Annotated in this window: 15 protein-coding genes; 4 read left to right on the top strand and 11 right to left on the bottom strand. The window is 69.4% G+C overall.

Features of this window, described 5'->3' with window-relative positions; all coding sequences use genetic code 11:
• Positions 1 to 12: 12 nt before the first annotated feature.
• From AOZ06_RS22490 to AOZ06_RS22480, 3 genes are read right to left on the bottom strand one after another with little or no spacing between them, the layout of a single operon-like run.
• Positions 13 to 1,134, bottom strand: coding sequence for a DegT/DnrJ/EryC1/StrS family aminotransferase (locus AOZ06_RS22490; RefSeq protein ID WP_054291212.1), 1,122 nt, complete (start codon positions 1,132 to 1,134; stop codon positions 13 to 15).
• Entirely contained in the window at positions 1,131 to 2,459 is a 1,329-nt protein-coding gene (locus tag AOZ06_RS22485; protein WP_054296831.1) for an NDP-hexose 2,3-dehydratase family protein, read from the bottom strand. Before AOZ06_RS22485 ends, AOZ06_RS22490 begins: the two co-directional genes overlap by 4 nt.
• A gap of 14 nt (positions 2,460 to 2,473) precedes the next feature.
• The gene (locus tag AOZ06_RS22480) at positions 2,474 to 3,646 is read right to left on the bottom strand and encodes a 3-deoxy-7-phosphoheptulonate synthase (protein WP_054291211.1); all 1,173 of its coding nucleotides are present in this window, start codon (positions 3,644 to 3,646) and stop codon (positions 2,474 to 2,476) included.
• Positions 3,647 to 3,952: 306 nt separating this feature from the next.
• Here AOZ06_RS22480 and AOZ06_RS22475 point away from each other — a divergent pair, with 306 nt between their 5' ends.
• Both AOZ06_RS22475 and AOZ06_RS22470 read left to right on the top strand, forming a co-directional pair.
• Positions 3,953 to 4,741 (top strand): AfsR/SARP family transcriptional regulator, encoded by a 789-nt coding sequence (locus AOZ06_RS22475; RefSeq protein WP_054291210.1) that lies wholly within the window; start codon positions 3,953 to 3,955, stop codon positions 4,739 to 4,741.
• Positions 4,742 to 4,923: 182 nt separating this feature from the next.
• Positions 4,924 to 5,529: a response regulator transcription factor gene (locus AOZ06_RS22470; RefSeq protein ID WP_054291209.1), complete on the top strand. Its 606-nt coding sequence runs from the start codon at positions 4,924 to 4,926 to the stop codon at positions 5,527 to 5,529.
• Here AOZ06_RS22470 and AOZ06_RS61500 read toward each other — a convergent pair.
• The 6 genes from AOZ06_RS61500 to AOZ06_RS22445 all read right to left on the bottom strand — a co-directional run bounded on the left by AOZ06_RS61500 (position 5,470) and on the right by AOZ06_RS22445 (position 11,452).
• Positions 5,470 to 7,800: a sensor histidine kinase gene (locus AOZ06_RS61500; protein ID WP_054291208.1), complete on the bottom strand. Its 2,331-nt coding sequence runs from the start codon at positions 7,798 to 7,800 to the stop codon at positions 5,470 to 5,472. The genes AOZ06_RS22470 and AOZ06_RS61500 overlap by 60 nt on opposite strands.
• 131 nt (positions 7,801 to 7,931) lie before the next feature.
• Positions 7,932 to 10,193 carry a TOMM precursor leader peptide-binding protein gene (locus AOZ06_RS22460; protein WP_054296830.1) on the bottom strand — a complete coding sequence of 754 codons (2,262 nt, stop codon included), beginning with the start codon at positions 10,191 to 10,193 and terminating at the stop codon, positions 7,932 to 7,934.
• A 2-nt stretch (positions 10,194 to 10,195) separates the two neighbouring features.
• The gene (locus tag AOZ06_RS56525) at positions 10,196 to 10,351 is read right to left on the bottom strand and encodes a hypothetical protein (RefSeq protein WP_157233165.1); all 156 of its coding nucleotides are present in this window, start codon (positions 10,349 to 10,351) and stop codon (positions 10,196 to 10,198) included.
• A 126-nt stretch (positions 10,352 to 10,477) separates the two neighbouring features.
• On the bottom strand, positions 10,478 to 10,771 hold the full coding sequence (locus tag AOZ06_RS22455; protein ID WP_054291207.1) for a DUF1048 domain-containing protein: 294 nt from the start codon (positions 10,769 to 10,771) through the stop codon (positions 10,478 to 10,480).
• Between the two features lies 1 nt (position 10,772).
• Entirely contained in the window at positions 10,773 to 11,129 is a 357-nt protein-coding gene (locus AOZ06_RS22450; RefSeq protein ID WP_054291206.1) for a DUF1048 domain-containing protein, read from the bottom strand.
• Positions 11,126 to 11,452: a PadR family transcriptional regulator gene (locus AOZ06_RS22445; protein WP_054291205.1), complete on the bottom strand. Its 327-nt coding sequence runs from the start codon at positions 11,450 to 11,452 to the stop codon at positions 11,126 to 11,128. The genes AOZ06_RS22450 and AOZ06_RS22445 overlap by 4 nt, the downstream gene beginning before the upstream one ends.
• 108 nt (positions 11,453 to 11,560) lie before the next feature.
• Here AOZ06_RS22445 and AOZ06_RS22440 point away from each other — a divergent pair, with 108 nt between their 5' ends.
• Both AOZ06_RS22440 and AOZ06_RS22435 read left to right on the top strand, forming a co-directional pair.
• On the top strand, positions 11,561 to 12,388 hold the full coding sequence (locus AOZ06_RS22440; protein WP_054291204.1) for a siderophore-interacting protein: 828 nt from the start codon (positions 11,561 to 11,563) through the stop codon (positions 12,386 to 12,388).
• Between the two features lie 41 nt (positions 12,389 to 12,429).
• The gene (locus AOZ06_RS22435) at positions 12,430 to 15,519 is read left to right on the top strand and encodes an ATP-binding protein (protein ID WP_054296829.1); all 3,090 of its coding nucleotides are present in this window, start codon (positions 12,430 to 12,432) and stop codon (positions 15,517 to 15,519) included.
• On the opposite strand, the gene AOZ06_RS22430 is transcribed toward AOZ06_RS22435, so the two are convergent.
• Both AOZ06_RS22430 and AOZ06_RS22425 read right to left on the bottom strand, forming a co-directional pair.
• A complete protein-coding gene (locus AOZ06_RS22430) occupies positions 15,474 to 16,241 on the bottom strand; it encodes an ABC transporter permease (protein WP_054291203.1) in 768 nt (255 codons plus the stop codon). The genes AOZ06_RS22435 and AOZ06_RS22430 overlap by 46 nt on opposite strands.
• Entirely contained in the window at positions 16,238 to 17,191 is a 954-nt protein-coding gene (locus AOZ06_RS22425; RefSeq protein WP_054291202.1) for an ATP-binding cassette domain-containing protein, read from the bottom strand. The genes AOZ06_RS22430 and AOZ06_RS22425 overlap by 4 nt, the downstream gene beginning before the upstream one ends.
• Between the last annotated feature and the right edge of the window lie 63 nt (positions 17,192 to 17,254).

Genomic DNA, 17,254 nt, shown 5'->3' with positions numbered 1-17,254 from the left:
TCAAGAGTCGCGTCAGAGCGTGGTGAGCACGTCGCGCAGGGCGCTGATCACCTTGTCCTGCTCGTCGTGCGCGAGCGACGGGTACATCGGCAACGAGAAGATCTCCTCGGCCAGGCGCTCGGTCACGGGCAGGTCGCCGGCCGAGTAGCCGAGGTAGGCGAACCCGGTCATGGTGTGCACCGGCCACGGGTAGCTGATGTTGAGGTGGATGTCGTAGCTCTTGAGCCGCTCGATGATCGTGTCCCGCTCGGGGTGCCGCACGACGTACACGTAGTAGACGTGGTCGTTGCCCGCCGAGAGCGCCGGCAGCACGAGCTTGCCCGGCCCGGTGAGGTCACCCAGCCCCTCGGCGTACCGTCGCGCGATCTCCCGGCGCGCGGCGACGTAGCCGTCCAGCCGGGGCAGCTTGCGCCGCAGGATCTCCGCGTGCACCTCGTCCAGCCTGCTGTTGTGCCCCGGGGTCTTGACGACGTAGTAGACGTCCTGCATCCCGTAGTACCGCAGGCGCCGCAGGTTCTTGTCCACGTCGTCGTCCGAGGTGATCACCGCGCCGCCGTCGCCGTACGCGCCGAGCACCTTGGTGGGGTAGAAGGAGAACGCGGCCGCGTCGCCCATCGTGCCCGCCAGCTCGCCGTGGTGCCGGGCGCCGTGCGCCTGCGCGCAGTCCTCCAGAACCGCCAAGCCGTGCTTGTCCGCGATGTGGCGCAACGGTTCCATGTCCACGCACTGGCCGTACAGGTGAACCGGCAACAGTGCCTTGGTACGCGTGGTGATCCTGGCTTCGACCTGGGCGACGTCCATCAGGTAGTCCGACTCGTGGATGTCCACGAACACCGGCGTCGCACCGGCGCCGTTGATCGCCACCACGGTCGGTGCCGCGGTGTTGGACACCGTGATCACCTCGTCGCCCGCACCGACGCCCAGCGCTTCCAGGCCCAGTTGCACCGCGTTGGTGCCGTTGTCGACGCCGACGCAGTACCGCACGCCGTGGTAGTCCGCGTACTCCCGCTCGAACTCGCGCACGCTGCGGCCGAGGACCAGCTGCCCGGACTCGAAGACCGTGCGCACCGCGTCCAGAATGGACTCTTTCTCGTTCTCGTACTCCGCGAGATAGCTCCACACGCGTGTCGTCACGCGACGCTCCTTTCTTCGTGGGACGGGCTGTCCGCGGACAGACCGAGGCAAGCGACCAGACTGCGGGCCTCGACGTTGAGGTGGTTGCCGTAGCGGACGAACCCCATCAGCTGGCGCGGGGTCATCCACACGAAGTTCTCCGGCAGGTCCGGCTCCGGCTCGTCCTGCGGCAGTTCGACGAACATGTACCGGTTCTGCGCGTGGAAGAACCGGCCGCCTTCCTCGGAGTGCACGCTGTCGAACCGGATCCGCGACGCCGGGGCGGACAGCACGTCACGCAGGAACGGCGGCTGGTCCGGCAGGTCCTTGTAGTTGTCCGGCAGGCACTGCACGGTCGGCGCCATCTCGACCGTGTCGAACGCGCCCGCCTCCGTCCGTGCCTGGATGAGCAGGTGCGTCGTGCCCTGGACGCGTTTGCCGAGGAACGCGACGACACCTTGCCCGCGTGGCGCGATCATCGGCTGCGACCAGCCGGAGACCTCGCGGTTGCTCGCGCGGACCTCCAGGCCGAGCACGGTGAAGTGCCGCTCGTCGCGGTGGGTGATCGTCCCGTTCTCGTAGTCCCATTCGGACACAGCCGACAGCGGGATGCGGCGCCTGGTCATCGAACTGCGCGCCTTGGCCTCGGTGAACCAGCTCAGCAGGTCGGCGACCGAGTGCCTCGGCCGTTCGTCCTCGTCGTCGGAGGCCTGGCGCAGCACGGCCGCGCCCGACAGCACGGTCCGCGTGTCCATGTTCATCATGTTGTCGATCCGCAGCAGCTCGCCGACCTGCTCGAAACTCACCCAGCAGAAGTCCGGCAGCACGGGGACGTCACCGGTCGCCTCGACGATCATGTTGCGGTTGCGCTTGGCCAGGAACCACGCGCCCTGCTCGGACTGCAACGCGTCGAACAGCACTGTCCCGCCGCGCGGCGCGAGGAAGTAGTCGAGGTAGGGCACCGACTTGCCGCCGTGCGCCCTGGTGTAGTTGCTCTTGGTGGCCTGGACGGTCGGCGAGAGTTCGAGCATGTTGACGTTGCCCGGCTCCATCTTGGCCTGCAGCAGGCAGTGCGGTACGCCGTTGAACCGCTTGACCAGGATGCCGAGCACGCCGATCTCCGGCTGGTCGATGATCGGCTGCTGCCACGCGCCGACCGGCCGGTCGGCCCCGGTCACCTCCAGGCCGGTGACCGTGTAGAACCGGCCGGTGCGGTGCGCGATGTCGCCGCCGGGCCGGATGCGCCAGCCGTCCATCTTCTCGAGCGGGACTTCCTTGACCCAGTACTCGTTGGCCGCCCGCCGGTCGGCGAGCCACCCGCACACGTCGGCTGTGGTCGTGAACACCGCCCAACCTCCCTTCAGCCGCGCCACGCGGACACGACGGCTACCGCCTGCTCGGGGGTGAGCCGCGGGTCGCACAGGCTCGTGTACTTGTCCCCGACCCTGTCCAGTTCGGACTCGTTCGCCACGCACTCGGTGACGTTCTCCGGGGTGGTCTCCAGGTGCAGGCCACCCGCGACCCCGCCGCCTGCCGCGATCGCCGACTGGAAGTCGTCGACCTCGCGCAGCATGGCGTCCATCAACCGGGTCTTGAGCCCGTCCGGGGTGCGGATCGTGTTGCCGTGCATGGGATCGCACAACCACACGACCGGATGGCCCGCGGCACGGACCGCGGCGGCCAGCGCGGGCAACCGCCCTGCCACGGCGGTCGCCCCCATCCTGGAGATCAACGTCAGCCGCCCGGGTTCCCTGCCTGGATCCAGCCGTTCGCACAGCTCCAGCAGCTCGCCGACCGTGATGTTCGCGTCCACCTTGCAGGACAACGGGTTGCGCACCTGCGCCAGCAACGCGACGTGCGCGCCGTCGATCTGCCGGGTCCGGTTGCCGATCCACGGCCAGTGCGTGGACGCGAGCACCGGGCGGCCGGTCCAGTCCTGCCGGATCATCGGGATCTCGTAGTCCAGCAGCAGCGCCTCGTGGCTCGTCCACACCGGGGCGTCCACACCGGACAGCACGCTGCCGTCCAGCCAGCCCAGGTGACCCATCACGTCGGACGCGGCCTGGTAGCAGTCCAGGATCCGTTCCGGCGCGGGGCGTCTGCTGAGCGGGTCCGGTTCCGGGCTGTTGACCATGTGGCCCCGGTAGACCGGCAGTTCCACACCGCCGACCAGCTGGGTGCCCACCGACCGGGGTTTGGTGAACTGGCCCGCGATCCGGCCCGCGCGCACCACCGGCTTGCTGGTGATCAGCTTCAGCGTGCCGGCCAGCAGGTCCAGCAACGCCGTTTTGCGGGCGACGTAGCCCGCCGTGCGGTCCGCCGGGTCCTCCGCACAGTCCCCAGCCTGCACCACGTGTGCCTGACCCGCGGCGACCCTGGCGAGGATCGACCTCAGCCGGTCCACATCGGCCGCTCGCACCAACGCCGGCCGGGACGCCAGCTCGGTACGCACCCAGTCCAGCCGAGCGTGGTCGTGCCACACGGGTTGTTGCGCTGCCGTGGCACGCACGATCTCCGGCACAACGTTGTCCACAGGCGCTTTCGGTAGCCGAATAATGGAAATCACCCGTTCCCCAAATAGCTCCGTTACCCCAGGGTCCACGGCGACGCAGCACCAATAGGAGCAAAGCTACGGGTGGGTGTTCGAACTGCCGTCGAAGTGACGTAGACACCGGAAATCGACCGGCCGCGCGGCAGTGCGATGTGAATCGCTCACACGCGCCCATGGGAACTATTCACTGTCAGCGGGTTGACGCCTTCACTGCCGCGCGTCTCGACACCTTTGCGACAGTTTCTCGAACCGACGCTCGAACTGAACGAAGGATGAGAGGAGCACGGGATGAGTGCCGACTGGCACGATCATGGGGACGGGCTCGCATTCACCTTGCTCGGCCCGGTCGAAGTGCACTTCGGCGGCGAGGACCGCACGCCGAACGCACCGAAACTGTTGCAGCTGCTCGCGATGCTGCTCGCCCAGCCCGGCACGGCGGTGTCGAGCGACTCGCTGCGCCGTGAGCTGTGGTGGGACACCCCGCCTGCCACCGCGCAGCGGACCATGCAGACCTACGTGTACCACTTGCGGAAACTGGCGGCCGACCACGGCATGACCGACGACCCGAAACACCTGGTGCGCACGGAACCAGGCGGTTATCTGCTGGATGTCGATCCAGCGACGGTCGACGTCCACCACTTCCGGCAGCGTTACGAACAAGGCCGCGAGGCAATGGCGGAACGCCGTTTCACCGACGCGGCCTCGATTCTCCGCTCGGCCATGTCGCTGTGGTCCGGTCCCCCGCTGGCCAACATCGAATGCGGCCCCAGACTCACCGCATACGCCACCGAACTACTGGAACGCAAGCGCCACGCGCACAATCTCAGAGTGCAGGCGGAGATCGAAGCCGGGATGCACCGCGAACTGCTCGGTGAACTGCGCGCGCTGGCGTGCGAGAACCCGTTGGACGAGGAGGTGCACGCGCACCTGATGGAAGCGCTGGACCGCAGCGGCCGCCGTGGCGAGGCCGTGTACACCTACCACCAGCTGCGTACGACCCTGGTCAAGGAACTCGGGATGGAACCGGGTCCCGAGTTGCGCCGGTTACACCTGCGACTGCTTTCGGAGGACCGGTGAACCGCCCCCTTCGGGAAGTGCCGAAGTAGGCACGTTCGGCACACACTTCGCAGACACCGGCCAACTGGACGCCTAAACTCAGACATAACACCCGGCCGATTCCATCTCGGCCGGGCGGGTGCTGTGCTGCGCCGGCGAACCGATCGGCCGTGGGCAAGGGAACATCAGTGAATGGGGAACTGATGATCAAAGTCCTGTTGGCGGAGGACGTGCACATGATCCGCGGCGCGCTGGCCGCGCTGCTCAACCTGGAACCCGACATCGAGGTGGTGGCCGAGGTGGCCGCGGGCGACGAGATCCTGCCCGCGGCGCTGCGCACGCGTCCGGACGTCGCGGTGATCGACATCGACCTGCCCCGCAAGGACGGACTGGCCGCGGCGGGCGAGATCCACCACCGGGTGCCCGCCTGCCGCACGTTGATCCTGACCAGCCTCGGCAAGCCCGGAACGCTGCGGCGGGCGCTGTCGGCCAGTGTCAGCGGTTTCCTGCTCAAGGACGCGCCCGCCGACGAGCTGGCCAACGCCGTGCGCGGCGTCGCCGCGGGCAGGCGCGTGGTCGACGGCGACCTCGCGGTCGCGGCCTGGGGCGGCAGCGAATGCCCGCTGACCAACCGCGAGGTGGAGGTGCTCAGGATGGCGGCCGACGGGAAGGACCCGACAGACATCGCCACCAGCCTGAGCCTTTCCCTTGGCACCGTGCGCAACTACCTGACCACGAGTGTGAGCAAGCTACAGGGTCGTAATCGGCTCGACGCCATCCGGATCGCCAGGGAGGCCGGCTGGCTGTGACCTCGTCGACACGGCGGCCCGCAGCCGGAACCGGCCGCCGGTGATCGGCTGGGCGGACAGGTGCCCGCCCAGGTCCTTGACCCGCTGGGCCAGGTTGCAGATCCCGCTGCCGCCGACCAGGTCGAGTTCACGGCCGGGGCGCACGGCGGTCTCAGCGGTGACACCGTCGTTGATGATCTCCAGCGAGACCATGTCGCCCTGCTGCTTGATCGCAATCTCGCACCGCTGGACCTTGCTGTGCCGCAACGCGTTCGTCACACCTTCCCGCAGCAGTGCGGCCAGCACGGTACGCACCCGCGCCGGGAGCTGCCCGTAGCGCATGTCCATCCGCACGGTCACGTCCGCCGCGGCCAGCAGGGACCCGATCGACTGGGACTCCTCGTCCAGCGAGACGTCCTGGTAGCCGCTGGCCACCGACCGGACGTCCACCAGCGCCTGTCCGGCCTGGTCCTGGATGCCGACCAGTTCGACGCGCGCCTTGGCCACGTCGATCGCGATCAGCCTGCGGGTCAGCTCGCACTTGAGGGTGATCGCCGACAGGCTGTGCCCCAACAGGTCGTGCAGGTCGCGGGCGAACCGCAGGCGTTCGGCGGCGACCGCGCGCCGGGCGAGTTCCACCCGTGCCGCGTTCAGCTCGGTCACCAGCCGCGACATCCACGTCAGCCCGAACACGATCAACCCGTTGATCACCACGGAGATGACGCTGAACGCCAGGTTGACGCCGAACCCGTCGAAGTACGCCCGCCCCCAGCCCGTCGCCCCGACGATGACCACGAACGCCGCCCACCCGACCCTGGGTGGCAGCACCAGCAGCGCGCTCCCGGCCAGCAGACCGGGCAGACTGACCCAGTTCGCGCCGAACACGAACGGCGGCAGGCAGACCAGCACCGCCAGCAACCCGAGCACGGCGTAACTCCGCCTGCTCTGTAATCGGGTGTCCGGTCGGCTGAAGTACCCCAGTTGCAACGACAGCATGGCCGTCAGGAAGAGAATGCTCAGCGCGACCTCGGTCGCCGTCTCGTCCCGGTAGAACACGTGGATGATCGCGGCGAGGCAACTGGTGCACAGGACAGCGGTCAGCAACCGCCGTGGTGGTTCCCGCCGTGGCCAGCCCGGCCGCCGCGGCGCCCACGCGGGTACGGTGTCCTCCTCGGGCTCTGTCGTGCCCGCCGTCAGCGGGATGCGCGCGAGAAGCCGGAACCTGCCGCCGCTCAACGGTCCCGCGTGCAGTTCGCCGTCCAGTTCGGCGACGCGGCGCAGCAGGTTCTGGATACCGCTGCTGCCGTCGTTGGTGCGGTCCTGCTGCGCGGACGTGGCACCGTCGTTGACGACCTCGAGCACGACGGCGCCGCCCTCGCGCCGGACCGTGATCTCGCAGTACCTGCCTTTGCTGTGCCGCAACACGTTCGTCACGCCTTCGCGCACCACCGTGGCCAATGTGGTACGTACCGGCGCGGGCAGTGCCAGGTCGGCCAGCTCCACCGTGGCCCGCATGTTCGCCGAGGAGAGCATCGACTCAGCGGTCGCGCATTCGTCCGCCAGCGACAGTTCGCGGTAGCCACCCGCCACCACGCGCACGTCCGCGAGCGCCTGCCTGGCCACGTCGAGGATGTCGGCCAGCTCCTCCTTGGCCTGCAACGGTTGGTAGCGCAGCAACCGCAACGCTGTCTTGCTGCGCAACGAGATCGCGGACAGGCTCAGGCCGAGCAGGTCGTGCAGATCACGGGCGAACCGCAGCCGTTCGTCGGCCACCGCGTACCTGGCCAGTTCGCTGCGCGCGTCGTGCAGCTGCGTGGCCAGCCCGGCGAGCCTGGCCAGGCCGTAGATCGCCATGCCGAACAGCACTGTGGTGACGGTGGTGTACGCGACATCCAGCGCCGAGCCGTTCACCGCCAGCTGCGCCAGCCCGGTCGTCAGCACGATCACGCCGAACAGCACCCAGCCCAGCACTGTCGGCAGCACGAGCAAAGCCCGGCCCGCCAGGAAGCTCGGCATGCCGATCCACGCCTGGCCGAACCAGATCAGCGGTACGTACGCCAGCAGCGCCTGCAGCACGAACAGCAGGTAGTTGTGCCAACGGTGGAAAAACAGCAGTTGCAACGAAAGCATGCACGACATCAGCAGCACGGCGAGCGCCACCATGAGGACGGTCGCGCCCGACTCGACCACTTGCAACAGCCCGAACGCGCTGTAGCTGCAGAAGTCGACCGCGACTATCCCGACCGCCAGCTTCGGTGCCAGATGTGGCCTTTCCCGGTCAGGCCCCAGCAATCCGCTTCCCCCTGTCTTCCCCCAGTCCACCAGACCCGGTCGACGACCGGGAGGGGCGTGCACAGCCATTGTATGGAAAGGGCGCAACACTCAGGCCGGAAAACGCGTACGTGCGGCTGTCGCCGAAGGGACTACAGGAACATCGGATGCGGGTTGAGCTCGTCGAACCCGAGTGGACGAGCCCGCAGTCCTTGCCACACCGGTACGTCGTAGAGCCGTCCCGGGCCGAGCCGCGCCCAGAAGTGCCGCATGCCCGGTACGACGACCTTGACCACCGGCAGGCCGATGTCGGGCCGGGTCTGGTCGAGCACAAGGACTTCCATGCCCAGCCGTTCCAGCCTGGCGCGCACCAGGTTCACCTCGTCGAGCAGGTCACCGGCGACCAGGCTGGGGTAGTCCAGCGGGCCGCGCGGCCGGATCCCGGCCGCCGGGGCCAGGAAGGGGTGGTCGGCCAACACGGCGTTCTGCCACCAGCGGACGGCGTCCACGTCGTCGCAGCCGTACGCGTCCTCTTTCGTCATCAGCGGCGGCATGAGCTGGTTCAGTTCTGTCAGGGCACGCCGGACGGCTATCCGCGGATCCAGGTGCGCGCCGAACCCGAACGTGATGTCTTCCGGTGTACGGTCGACACAGCGTGACACCGCGACCATCACGGGGATGCCGACGTCCGAGGTGATGTCGAGGACCCACAGGTCCCTGCCGATGTCGGCGTACACGTCACGCAGACCGGTCATCCAGTCGTCGCCGAACGCGCCGAGGTCCACCCCCGGCGCGGAAAGCCGGTTGTACCACCACAACGCGACAGCGTCCCGTTCGACGACTTCCAGTGCGCCCTGCAGCACGGCGTCTTCGAGGCTGCTGCCTGCCGCGTTGCCGTTCGAGTCGGCGAACACGTACTTGGCGTCCGTTTGTGACGGCGTGTTGTAGTAGAGCAGGCCGGTGGGCAGCAGCCGGAACCTCTGCCCGGTCAGGGACCACACCGGACTCCAGTCGAGCACCGCGTCCGGGTCGAGCGGATCGCAGACGAACTGGAACGGCGCGTGCTCGGCGTTCCACGTCTCGCGGCCGGTGTACTGGCGTTCGTGGTAGAGCTGGCAGCGGTTCGGGTGGATCGCCTCGTCACCCAGCGACCGGAAACTGGCGGCGACCCGTTCCTCGTCGCCCGCGAACGTGCCGCTGTAGCGCTCGATCGCCTCGCAGAGCGCCCCCACTTCGGCGTCGATGGCGGTCACGCCCTTGCCGCCGCTCTCGAAACGCACGGCCGCGCGCAGGTTGTCCATGCTCAACGCGGAGACGGCGATGTTCGCGCCGGACCGGAAGGAGTTGAACATCGCGGGGCCGCGCTGGTCCTGCCGGATCTCCTTGACCATGCCGGTGATCGGGCTGATCAGGTGCCGGTAGCTGGCGAGCGTCTCGGCGGAACGGCGCGAGCGGTGGCCGTTGCCCGAGTCCACAGTGGGCCGTGAGCTCAGCTTGACCGGCGTGCGGCCCTGCATGCGCATCAACGACTCGTCCCCGCAGACCGGGCACTGCGGACGGGGCCGCAGCTCGTGCGTCTCGGCGTAGCGGCCGAGGGTGTCGAAGGTCCACACGCCGCGCTGCCCCGGGTGCCGGTGGCCTGCCAGCCACGCGCTCACCTCCAGCGCGACGAAGTGCCCGGCCAGCGCCGCCACTGTCGGCGTGGCCACCCGCGGGTAGGGCGCCAGGCCTTCCCGGCCAAGCGCCCGCTGCGCGGAGGCCTCGGCGACCCGGTGCGTGCGCAGCCGGACCGCCAGGCAGTGCCAGCAGCCGTGGCCGGGCGGCGTGAACACGGGCCCGAGCCAGATCTTGGTGCCCACCGGTTTCGCGGGCAGCCACGGTGTCCCGTCCTCGCGGTTGGCGGCGTCGACATCCGCGAGGACGGGGTTGAGGTACTCGTCGCACAGCACGACCGCCAGATCGGCCGGGCCGTCGGTGACCACGCGAATCGTGCCGATCCCGTCGAGGGCGCCGACCACCGGTGCCGGGTCGATGTCCCCGACGACGTGCAGCCGGACCCGTGACCCGGCGATCCCGGCGACGGCGTCGGCCGGGTCGATCCCCGCCGCCTCCCAGTAGGCGACGGTGGCCGGCCCGGCTCCCGTGGCCGGCCGCCGGTGTGCGAGCAGATCGGCTTCGGCCAGCCGCGCGAGCAGGTGACCCACCTCGTCGGGGGTCAGCCCACCCGGACGCGCCGCGAGCAGGTCGCGTACCGGTCGTGGCTCGCGCAGCAGAGCCGCGACCTTGTCGATCCCGGCGCCCCGCAGCACGGTCACGCCGTCCTCGCCGAAGACATAGGCCCCAGTACCCGCGACCACCTCGACCCGCAGGTGGCGTTTGAACCCAACCGGCCACGTCCGGCCGGCCCCGTCCATGGTCAGTCCGCGGTGCCGGTCGAGCACCCGGTCCTGGTCGGCCGCACCATCGCGTCCTCGGGGTTGCGCCAATGGTCGAACCGGTCGATCTCCAGGCAGGGGTTCTCCCCTCCGTTCCCGGAGGCCAGTTGTGCCCGGATGTCGTCGAGAACAGTCATGCAGACCCCATTCGTCGCGTGTATTCGCACGAACATGCCCCTCGAATGATCTATGTGCCACACCCGGCCGGGACAGTGCAGCGTTCACCAACCACCTGTGCGGTTTTCATATCAGAGTTGGACCGTTCAGGGGAGCAAGTTCGGACATAACGTCGTTTTGCCGTCCACCAGGCCGTCGCAGAAGGCGGCGACGTCGTCGCCGATCAGGTCCAGCACCCCCTTGCCCGCCACGACACCCTCTTCGAAGAAGTCTGCGATCCCCGCGAGCAGGGGGCCGTCCGGCAGGTCCACCGGTCCGACCTTGAAGAGGTACTTCTGGATCTCCTTGTACACGATCCGGTAGTCCGGCGGCAGCGCCTTGATCCGCGCCATGTGCGCCCGCCACTGCTTCTTGCCCTCGACGATGTCCTGAATGCCCATGTCAGCCTCCCAACCGGCCCAGTTTCGCCGCCACGTTCCCGTTCAGCCGCTCGCGCCACCGGTCGCGGTGGTCGCGGGCCCCTTCGCCACCGGCCAGCGCCGCGCAGAAGCCGTCGATGTCGTCACCCAGCACCTCGTGCGCGCCGCGCCCCTCGGCCGCGGCCTCTTCGAGCAGTCCCAGAACGCCGTCGAGAATCGGCATCAGGTTGCGGCCGGTGAAGTCGCCGTGCGGGAAAAGCCGGTTCTTGATCTCCTGCCACGCCGCCAGGTGGCCGGCGGGCAGTGATTCGGCCCTGGCTTCGAACGCCTGCCATTCCCTGGTGAGGTCGTTGCCCGTGACGGTGTCCCAGAAGTTCATCCGCCGCCCTCCCTGAGTTTGCCGATCCGTGAAGTGATGAATTCCCATTTCGCCCAGAACGTCGCGAGCTCCTCGCGGCCGGCGTCGTTGAGCGCGTAGAACTTGCGCGGCGGGCCCAGCCCGGACGGTCGTCTCGCCACCTGGACGAGCCCATTCTTCTCCAGTCGCACCAGGATGGTGTAGACCGTCCCCTCGACCACGTCGGTGAAGCCGAGTTCGTTCAGCCGGCGCGTGATGGCGTACCCGTAGGTCTCCTCGCTGCCGATGATCTCGAGCACGCAGCCTTCGAGCGTGCCTTTCAACATCTCCGTCAGATGGTCCATCGCGGTTCCTCTCAGTACTCGGTGACACCGAGTACCACTACACAGTACCACTAAGTAGCTCGGCAGTGCTTGATCACGCCGCGGCACGGGAGCGCGTAGTTTGGGGACATGGCAGAACGGCGCGGACGAAAGACGAACGAGGGTGTGGTCACCCGCGTTGAACAACTCACCCCGCACATGACGCGGGTGGTGCTCGGCGGTGACAGCCTGGCCGGGCTGGCCGCCGGCGAATTCACCGACCACTACATCAAGATCCTGTTCCCCCAGCCGGGCGTGAGCTATCCGGAGCCGTTCGACGTCGGTGTCATCCGGGAGACGATGCCGCGTGAGGCCTGGCCGTTGGTGCGCACGTACACCATCCGGCGCTGGCTGCCGGAGGTCCCGGAGATGTGGGTCGACTTCGTCGTGCACGGCGACAGCGGCGTGGCGGGCCCCTGGGCGGCACAGGCCAAACCGGGTGACGTCCTGCGGTTCAACGGCCCCGGCGGCGGATACGCACCGGACGCCGAGGCGGCCTGGCACTTGCTGGCAGGCGACGAGAGCGCGTTGCCCGCCATCGGCGCGGCGCTGGAGGGCATGCCCGAGGGCGCGGTGGTGAAGGCGTTCATCGAGGTCGCCGACGAGGACGAGGTCCAGAAGCTCGAGACACCGGCCGACGCGGAGATCGCCTGGCTGCCCCGCGGCGAGCAGCCCGTCGGCCGCGAACTGGTCGCGGCGGTGCGCAACACGGAATTCCCGGCGGGCACCGTGCAGGCGTTCGTGCACGGCGAAGCGACGTTCGTCAAGGAACTGCGGCGCTACCTGCGGGTCGAACGGGAGATCCCGATGTCGCGGCTGTCGATTTCCGGCTACTGGCGGCTGGGCATGAACGAGGACGGCTGGCAGTCGAGCAAACGCGAATGGAACCAGCAGGTGGAGGCCGAACAGGGTTCCTGACCGACTTGCGCACCCCGGCCGGGGCAGACCACGCTACCGGGGTGTCGGTCGACCTCGTCCTGCTGTCGCGGGTGTCCTGCCGCGGCCATCAGATCACCGGGCCGAGGATGCGCAACCTCCTCGCGCTGCTGGCCGCGGACCTGCGCCCCGGCTGCAGCGCGGCCCGTCTCGTGCGGGAGCTGTGGTGGGACGAGCGGCCGGCGAACCCGTCGAAGGCGCTGCAGATCCTCGTCTCCCGCACGCGTTCCCAGCTCGGGCCGGACCTGATCACCAGCACGGCCAACGGTTATCGCCTCTCGCTCGGCGAAACCCAGGTGGACGCGTCGGCCGTGCTGCTGGCCGGGTCCACGAGCGCGCAGCTGTTGCGCGACGGGGATTTCGAGGCGGCGCTCGGGCAGGCGGAGGCGGGCCTCGCGCACTGGGCGGACGCTGAGCCGGGCGAGCCCGAACCGGCGGATCCGTTGTCGGCGCTGCGCGCCGAACGGCTGACCACGTACCGGTCGCTCGTGCGCACTCGCGCGCTGGCCCTGTCCCGGTTGGACCGCGACGGCGAAGCGACGGACCTGCTCGCCGCGGTGCTGCACGACCGCCCCCAGGACGAAGAAGTGCTCCTGGAGTTGCTGCGCTGCGAGGCGTCGACCGCGAGTGCCTCGGTGGCGCTCACGCGGTACGAGGCCTACCGGCGCGCGTTGCGCGACGAGCTGGGCACGGATCCCGGTCACGCGTTGCAGGAGATGTACCAGCAGTTGCTCAACGGGACCGCGCCCGTCGTCCGGTCCGGCGTGCCGCACGAACCGAACGCCTTGCTCGGCCGGGACGACGACATCGTCGCGGTGACCCGGATGACGCGGTCGTCCCGTGTCACGTCGATCGTGGGCACGGGCGGCCTCGGCAAGACGCGTCTCGCGTACACCGTCAGCCGCCGTGCGCAACAGCACACTGTCCACTTCGTCCCGTTGGTCGGTGTCACGTCCGACGACGCCGTGGCGGCTCACGTGGCGTCCGCTCTCGGCGCCGGTGCGGCCTCGCCGACGACGATCGCCGCCGCGCTGAACTCCGGTCCGGCGCTGCTGGTGCTGGACAACTGCGAGCACGTCGTGGGCGGCGTCGCCGATCTCGTGCAGGCTCTGGTGTCGATGACTCAGGACCTGCGTGTGCTCGCCACCAGCCGCGCGCCGCTCGGCCTGTCGTCGGAGTCGGTGTACCTGTTGGGCGAGTTGAGCCTTCCCGCCAGTGTCGAGCTGTTCAGCCACCGGGCGAAGGCGGCCCGGCCCACCGTCGAGCTGGCCGTGGCCGCGGTCGAGCAGGTCTGCCGCGAGCTGGAGGGCCTGCCGCTGGCGATCGAACTGGCGGCGGCGCGGGTCCGTGTCATGTCGGTGCCGGATATCGCCGCTCGCCTGCCGGACCGGTTCGCGCTGCTGCGCGGTGGCGCACGCGACGCGCCGGAACGGCACCGCGCGCTGGGAGCCGTGATCGACTGGAGCTGGAACCTGCTCGACGCCGACGGCCGGGCCGCGATGCGCAGCCTGTCGGTCTTCCCCGGCGGGTTCACCGCGCAGGCCGCGGCGCACGTGCTCGGCGTGGGCGACGCGTCGGACGTCCTGACCCAGTTGACCGACCAGTCCCTGCTCAAGGTGGCCGACACCCCGGCAGGCGCGCGGTTGCACATGCTGGAGACCGTCCGCGAGTTCAGCGCTGCCCAGCGGAACACCGCGGAGAACGAGGAGGTCGTCACGCGGTTCGTCGCGTGGGCCCGTGATTTCGGCATGGCGCACCACGAGTCCGTGTTCGGCGCCGACCCGATCCCCTCCGCCCGGATGATCCGGGCCGAAGTGGACAATCTGGCCCTTGCCGTGCGCCACGCGCTCAGCCGCGCGGACGGCGGGAGCGTCGCCGCCGTCGCGGCGGTCCTCGGCTGCCTGTGGCTCATGGAGTCGAACTTCGCCCGCATGACCGCACTGACCGCGCAGACCGGATGGCTGCTGTCGCACCTCCGGCCGAACCCCGCCCACGCGGAGGTCGTGCGGACGACCGCGGTTCTGTCCACAGTGAACTCGTTCTTCGCACGCGGTCCGCACGCCACGCGTTCGCTGGCCGTCCTGCGCCGCCTGCCTCTCGCGCCGCCGGACACCGTCGTCCGCGCCGCACACCGGATGCTGCTGGCGTCGGCACCGTTGCCGGAGCAGGAAAGGCGGATGCCGTTCATCGCGTTCATCGCCAACGCCGCCGAGACGTTCCAGCGCCAGAACGACAACGACCTCGACAACGCGCTGGTGGCGGCCGAACGGATGCTCGACGAGGCCACGGCGCTGCGCAGCCCGCTGCTGGAGGTGTTCGCGCACTCGCGGATCGGCGAACTGGGCCTGGAGACCGGTCACGGCGACCGCACGCGCAGGCACCTGGCCGCGACTCTGCCGATCCTGGCCGAACTCGGCGCGCCGTCGAACATGGTGCGGCTGCGGTGGGCGCTGGCCATGGCCAACCTGCAGACGGGTGATCTCGACCAGGCCGAGCGCTGGGTCGACGAGGCGATCCAGCCCGGTGACGACGCGGTCGGCCTGGGGTTGCGAGCCGAGATCATGCTGGGCCGCGGCCAGGTCGAAGCCGGGCTGCGGTCGTGGCGGCGAGTGGCCGACCAGTTGCGCCCCAGCGAGGACCCGATCGTCGGCATCGACCACACCGTGCAGGAGTGGTGGCTGAGGGAAGTGCAGTCCGTCACCGTCGTCGCCCACGCCCGGCACGGCCGTCTCGACCTGGTGCGCGACGTCGTGGGACAGCTGCCGGTCGCGCTCACGGACGTCCTGACCCGCCGTCCGTCCATTGTGCACTACCCGGTGTACGGCGCGATGCTGCTGGCCATCGGGGTCGCGGACATCGCCGACGGCAGGCCGGGAGTCAGGGCGATCGCCCTGGCCGAACGCCTGAGGTTCTCCCGGGGATACCAGCCGACGATGTCGCCCGGCCGGGCCCGGGAAACGGCGGAACGAGCGGACATGGCCGCGTACGCCGACGCGCGGTCGGAGTACGCGGCCACGCGGGCCGACGGCTTGGTGGCCGCGGCGATGGCGGTTCTGCGGGACCGGGATCAGCCGGCCGGGTCCCGGTTGATCACCGCACGCGCCCACAGGTAGCCGCCCAGTGCCATCACCAGGCACCAGATGACCGCCAGCATCCCGTTGTCACCGATCGGTGTGCCGATCAGCAGGCCGCGCAACGTCTCGATGATCGGGGTGAACGGCTGGTTGTCGGTGAACCAGCGGACCCCGGCGGGCATCGAACCGGTCGGGGCGAACGCGCTGCTGATGAACGGCAGGAACACCATCGGGAACGTCGCGAAGCTCGCGCCTTCGACCGTCTTGGCGGCCAGTCCGAACGCGACGGTCAGCCACGCGGTGGCGAACGCCATCAGCACGACCAGACCGGCCACCGCGAGCCACGCGGCGACCCCGGCGTCCGGGCTGAATCCCATGAGCAGCAGCACTCCGATGACCAGCGCGACACACGCGACGGTCCTGATCACGCTGCCCGCCACGTGCCCGGTCAGCACGGCCGCACGGCTGATGGCCATCGTGCGGAACCGCGCGATGATGCCTTCGGCCATGTCGTTGGCGACGCCGATCGCGGTCGACGCGACGCCGTAGCCCATCGTCAGGACGAGACCGCCGGGCGCGATGTAGTCGACGTACCGGCCGCCCGCGCTGAACGCGCCGCCGAGGATGTACACGAACACCAGGATCAGGATGATCGGCACGAGCAACGAGCCGAACAGGGTCGTGGGGTTGCGCAGCGTGTGCCGCAGGTTGCGGCCGAGCATGATGCCCGAGTCGTTCAGGGCGTGCGGGAGGGACGTCATCGGGCCACCTCCTCGGCCGGGCGGCCGGTGAGGGCCAGGAACACGTCGTCGAGGTCGGGCGTGTGCACCGACAGGCCCTCGACCTCGATCGCGGCCGTGTCGAGGCGGTCGAGCAGTGCGCGCAAGGACCGGACATCGCCCGTGTCGGGGACTTCGATGGCGAGCGCTTCCTCGTCCACGCGGGCCGCGCCGAGGACTGCTCGCGCGGCCCGCAGGTGCGCGCTGTCGGCGAACCGCATCCTGATGTGCCCGCCCGGAACGCGTCGCTTGAGCTCGGCGGCGGTGCCGTCCGCGACGATCCTGCCGTGGTCGAGCACCACGATCCGGTCGGCGAGCCGATCGGCCTCTTCCAGGTACTGCGTGGTCAGGAAGATCGTCACGCCGTCGTCGGCGAGGTCGCGGATCCGGTCCCACATCGCCCGGCGGCTGCGCGGGTCCAGCCCGGTGGTCGGCTCGTCCAGGAAGATCACCCGCGGGCTGCCGACCAGCGTCATCGCCAGGTCGAGCCGCCGCCGCATCCCGCCGGAGTACGTGCTCACCGGGTTGCCGGCCGCCTCGGTGAGGTCGAACTGGCCAAGCAGTCCGGCGACGCGCCGTTGCCGGTGGCCGCGCTCCAACCGCAGCAGCCCCGCCATCATGGCGAGGTTCTCCGCACCGGTCAGCAGGTTGTCCACGGCGGAGAACTGACCGGTCACGCCGATCACCGCGCGCACCGCGTCCGGGTTGCCCGCCAGGTCGTGTCCCGCGATCCGGACCTGCCCGCTGTCCGGTCTGATCAATGTGGACAGGATGCGCACGGTCGTCGTCTTGCCGGCGCCGTTCGGGCCGAGCATCGAGAAAATCGTTCCCTCGGCGATGTCGAGATCGATGCCGTCGAGCACGACCTTGGCACCGAACGACTTGCGCAGCCCAGCAGCCGCGATCATCATCGCCCCTCCTCTCGTCGTCACGCCGCTGAGGCTGCACGCGCCGGGATTTGCGGCGGTTTCGTGCCGGTTTCACGCCGCTGGGTA

The organism is Kibdelosporangium phytohabitans (assembly GCF_001302585.1).
Lineage (GTDB): Bacteria > Actinomycetota > Actinomycetes > Mycobacteriales > Pseudonocardiaceae > Kibdelosporangium > Kibdelosporangium phytohabitans.
This window is presented reverse-complemented; position numbering and strand designations above follow the sequence as displayed.

Coding starts and splice junctions, on each gene's coding strand:
- AOZ06_RS22475 (WP_054291210.1), top strand. CDS start 3,953: ATGAGTGCCGACTGGCACGATCATGGGGACGGGCTCGCATTCACCTTG.
- AOZ06_RS22470 (WP_054291209.1), top strand. CDS start 4,924: ATGATCAAAGTCCTGTTGGCGGAGGACGTGCACATGATCCGCGGCGCG.
- AOZ06_RS22460 (WP_054296830.1), bottom strand. CDS start 10,193: ATGGACGGGGCCGGCCGGACGTGGCCGGTTGGGTTCAAACGCCACCTG.
- AOZ06_RS56525 (WP_157233165.1), bottom strand. CDS start 10,351: ATGACTGTTCTCGACGACATCCGGGCACAACTGGCCTCCGGGAACGGA.
- AOZ06_RS22455 (WP_054291207.1), bottom strand. CDS start 10,771: ATGGGCATTCAGGACATCGTCGAGGGCAAGAAGCAGTGGCGGGCGCAC.
- AOZ06_RS22450 (WP_054291206.1), bottom strand. CDS start 11,129: ATGAACTTCTGGGACACCGTCACGGGCAACGACCTCACCAGGGAATGG.
- AOZ06_RS22445 (WP_054291205.1), bottom strand. CDS start 11,452: ATGGACCATCTGACGGAGATGTTGAAAGGCACGCTCGAAGGCTGCGTG.
- AOZ06_RS22440 (WP_054291204.1), top strand. CDS start 11,561: ATGGCAGAACGGCGCGGACGAAAGACGAACGAGGGTGTGGTCACCCGC.
- AOZ06_RS22430 (WP_054291203.1), bottom strand. CDS start 16,241: ATGACGTCCCTCCCGCACGCCCTGAACGACTCGGGCATCATGCTCGGC.